We start from the raw sequence: 3636 nt of genomic DNA on the forward strand, positions 1-3636 counted from the left end.
ACATCCGTTTGCATCTGTTGCCACAATGGTGTAATCACCCGCAGCGGATGCCGTGAATGGTGAGGTAGCTACATTGCCGTTTACTTTATAAGTAATTGTTCCCGTGCCGCCTGTTGCACCAAAGGTGATGGAACCGTTTCCTCCAAAACACAATGGATCTGTTCCGTCTGCCGTTAAGGAAACTTTCGTTGGAATTGTAACTACACCTGAACCCGATTCAGAAGAACAACCACTTGAATTTGTAACAATAACAGAATAAGTTCCCCCTACAGAAGTGCTAAAACTAGTCACATTGCCAGGAGCTGCTGCTCCAACTGGAACTGTCCAAGCATAGGTATATGTTCCAGAAACAGGAAGTGGAGAAGCAGTTACTGTTGAACTTCCCCCCAAGCATAATATAGGGGTTGTACTTACAGTTACTGTTGGTTTACCCCCAAAAACACCACCAACAAAATCATCTAACGATGCAGTTATTGATTGTGAAGATCTCGCTTCGAGCAAGAAACTGGCAAAACAAAAATTGCTGAGACCTAGACTTGCCAAGTCAACCTTTCCTTCATAAAACTCATTAGTTGCATAAGTAGAATTGATAAAAGACCAACCAACAGGTATCGGATAAGCGACATCGTTATTTTCAGCCACCGTACCTGCGATGGAAGTTGTATTTAGAGTACCACCAGTATTAGGAACATTACCACCAGAACCAACCCATTTGTAAACGGTTACCAATGCATTTCGTCCACCACCAGTAAAATCTGCAAGAATAAGCAAATCCCCTACAGCATGTGGTGGCGCAAAATGCCCGTTTGGAGCTGGACTAGTGCCATTTAGGTAAAACCAAAAACCAATTTGAGCATCGCCATTATTAGAGGTTCTGTCACCTGCAAAATACAAGTCAGTTCCAATAAGTGCTGCAGCCCCATTTGCAATATCGTTTTTGGCCTTGGTTTGACCAATAGCCCATGTTAGGTCAGCTGCAAGCATAAAGTCTTTGGATCCATTAGTAAATTGATTATCCACTACTCCATTGCCAAAGGGATCCGCTTGATAGGTATAAATTGGTAGACTTGTTACGGCCGAAGTACCCCATTCTGTAGGATTACCATCAACTGTAATTTGAGCCGATAAAAAGTTGGAAAACAAAAAGAGTATCAAAAGTAAAATTAAACTGCTAATACCTCTACTACTCGATTCATACAAGTGACTATTTTCTTTTAAGTTGTCTTTCGAAAAATCGAATTTAAAACTACTTTCTCCACTACTTTCAAAGACTAAATCTTTGGGAGTGAAAAGGTTTAAAAAACCTGATAACGTAAATCTTTTCATAATGTTAAGGTATTAGTTAACACCACAACAAGAGCAGGGATATTTTGTAGATTCGGAGTAAACTACATTTAAATATTTTTGTCAATTATGCTTAAAAAAATAGTAAGACATTAATTAACACCAAAAAAAAGAGAAGGGATATTTTGTAGATTCGGGGTAAACTACATTTAAATATTTTTGTCAATTATGTTAAAAAAAATAGTAAGACATTAATTAACACCAAAAAAAGAGCAGGAATATTTTGTAGATTCGGGGTAAACTACATTTAAATATTTTTGTCAATTATGCTTAATATTTTGATTAAGACATTAATTAACATCACATTATCAGCAAGCATATTTAGTAGATTGGGGTACGTACTTTAATATATTTTGCAGTTTTTTATTTAGAATATTTCTAAAAGGAAATTGAAATTAGAAAATTAGTTTCAATAAAAATAATATTTTCTACGAACTATTGCATTTCATCGATTAAATACACTTTTTGCAAAAAAAAGGTTAAATTTTTTAATTCAAAAATGATTTTTAGGGAGATAATTTAAATCATTCCTAATTTTATCTAAAATTTTTAAGAGACACATAAAGAAAAACCTTGTTTAGTAATTACTTCATTATCAAAACACAAGGCCAATATAGCTAATAATCAAGAAATTGATAAACATGCCAATTGAACACAATTATAATAAAAGCATCCCGCAAGTTGCGGGATGCTTTGTAATAAAGATTAATATTTAATTATTTTGAAGACATAACTTTTTTCACACTGCTTCCTCTATTAGTAGTAACTTTTACAACATAGACTTGTTCTTGTTCACTACTTGTATTAAGGTTCAACGTAATTTCTTTGTCTAAATAACCTTTGGCATCTGTTTTAGCAAGTATCAACACACCTTGTGAATTAAATACTTCAATTTTCACGTCAGAAATGTAATCAAATTTATATCTGATGGTAAGTTGATCTTTGAAAGGTATAGGATACGCTTCGAAAACAGCTTCAGTTGCAGTTTTTGCTTCAGTTGAATCACTTTTGTAAAAACTAGTTGGTGATGGCATTGTACAATCCCCTGGTAATGGAGTGTTATCTGAACATCCTGCAACAGCATCTATAGTTCCTACACTTCCTGAATCAAGTGTACCATTGATGGAACTTCCGAAAGTGTATTTACTGGATTTATCACTGCCGGTATAAGTAGCTCCAATAATTGATTTCACCTCATATTTTATAGAAACAATATAAGTAGCTCCCGGAGTAGCTCCAGTAACAACTAATTTCGCACCTTTACCGCTATTGATAAAGCTACCAGTGAAGTTTACATCTCCACAACTGCTTGTGTATAAACGAATCTGTTGCAAATTATTTTTGTCATATCCATGAACACTAAATAGTTTATTTAAATCACCATCATTAGATTGTTTTACTTCTATTGTGAAACTAGCTGCAGGAGCAACTACGTTTGAATAATAGAAGAATACTCCCGGAATGACGTTATTTACAACATTACCGGTAACTTTAGTACAGACATTGTATAAACCGGTAGCAGTTCCTGTGGCATAATTACAACAAGTAGTTTGTGTAGGGAAGATGTGAGAACAACTAGCCTTACTAATTTTTTGACTACATGTCGCACTGTTGCCACAAGCATCCTCGGCTTTCCAAGTACGTGTTTGACTGCCATCGGGGTTAGTCACAGTACTTACAACAGTAATAGTTATGGCACCGCTACAATTGTCAGTGGCAGTTGGATCAGTAAAACTAATTGTAGTATTACAATCAATTACTTTATCCGCCGCACAGGTAATTACAGGAGGTGTTGTATCAACTGTCCAGCTTGCTGTACGTGAAACTGGTATTGCTTTGTTGCCACAGGCATCAGTTACATTCCAAGTTCTAGTTTGTGAACGCAAACAACCATCAATGCTGATTGTTCCATCTACAAATGTTGGTGATACCGAACCACAATTATCGGTTGCTGTGGCGGTTCCAAGGGCTGCACCGATGGCTTCAGTTGTTGGATTACATCCCAAAATACCATTTGCAGGAGTACCAGTGGCTATGATAACAGGTTTTTCTGTATCCACTGTCCAGCTTGCTGTACGTGAAACTGGTATTGCTTTGTTGCCACAGGCATCAGTTACATTCCAAGTTCTAGTTTGTGAACGCAAACAACCATCAATGCTGATTGTTCCATCTACAAATGTTGGTGATACCGAACCACAATTATCGGTTGCTGTGGCGGTTCCAAGGGCTGCACCGATGGCTTCAGTTGTTGGATTACATCCCAAAATACCATTTGCAGGAGTACCAGTGGCT

The 3636-nt window shown here is 36.6% G+C and carries 2 protein-coding genes; both read right to left on the reverse strand.

What is annotated here, in order from left to right; translation table 11 throughout:
* Positions 1-1326 (reverse strand): hypothetical protein (locus IR213_RS15860; protein WP_194313268.1); only part of this gene is annotated, 1326 nt, incomplete at its 3' end.
* 734 nt (positions 1327-2060) lie between these two features.
* On the reverse strand, positions 2061-3636 hold a 1576-nt coding region (locus IR213_RS15865; protein ID WP_194313269.1), incomplete at its 5' end, for a T9SS type A sorting domain-containing protein.

The sequence above is a fragment of the Flavobacterium soyangense genome (assembly GCF_015277675.1).
Classification (GTDB): domain Bacteria; phylum Bacteroidota; class Bacteroidia; order Flavobacteriales; family Flavobacteriaceae; genus Flavobacterium; species Flavobacterium soyangense.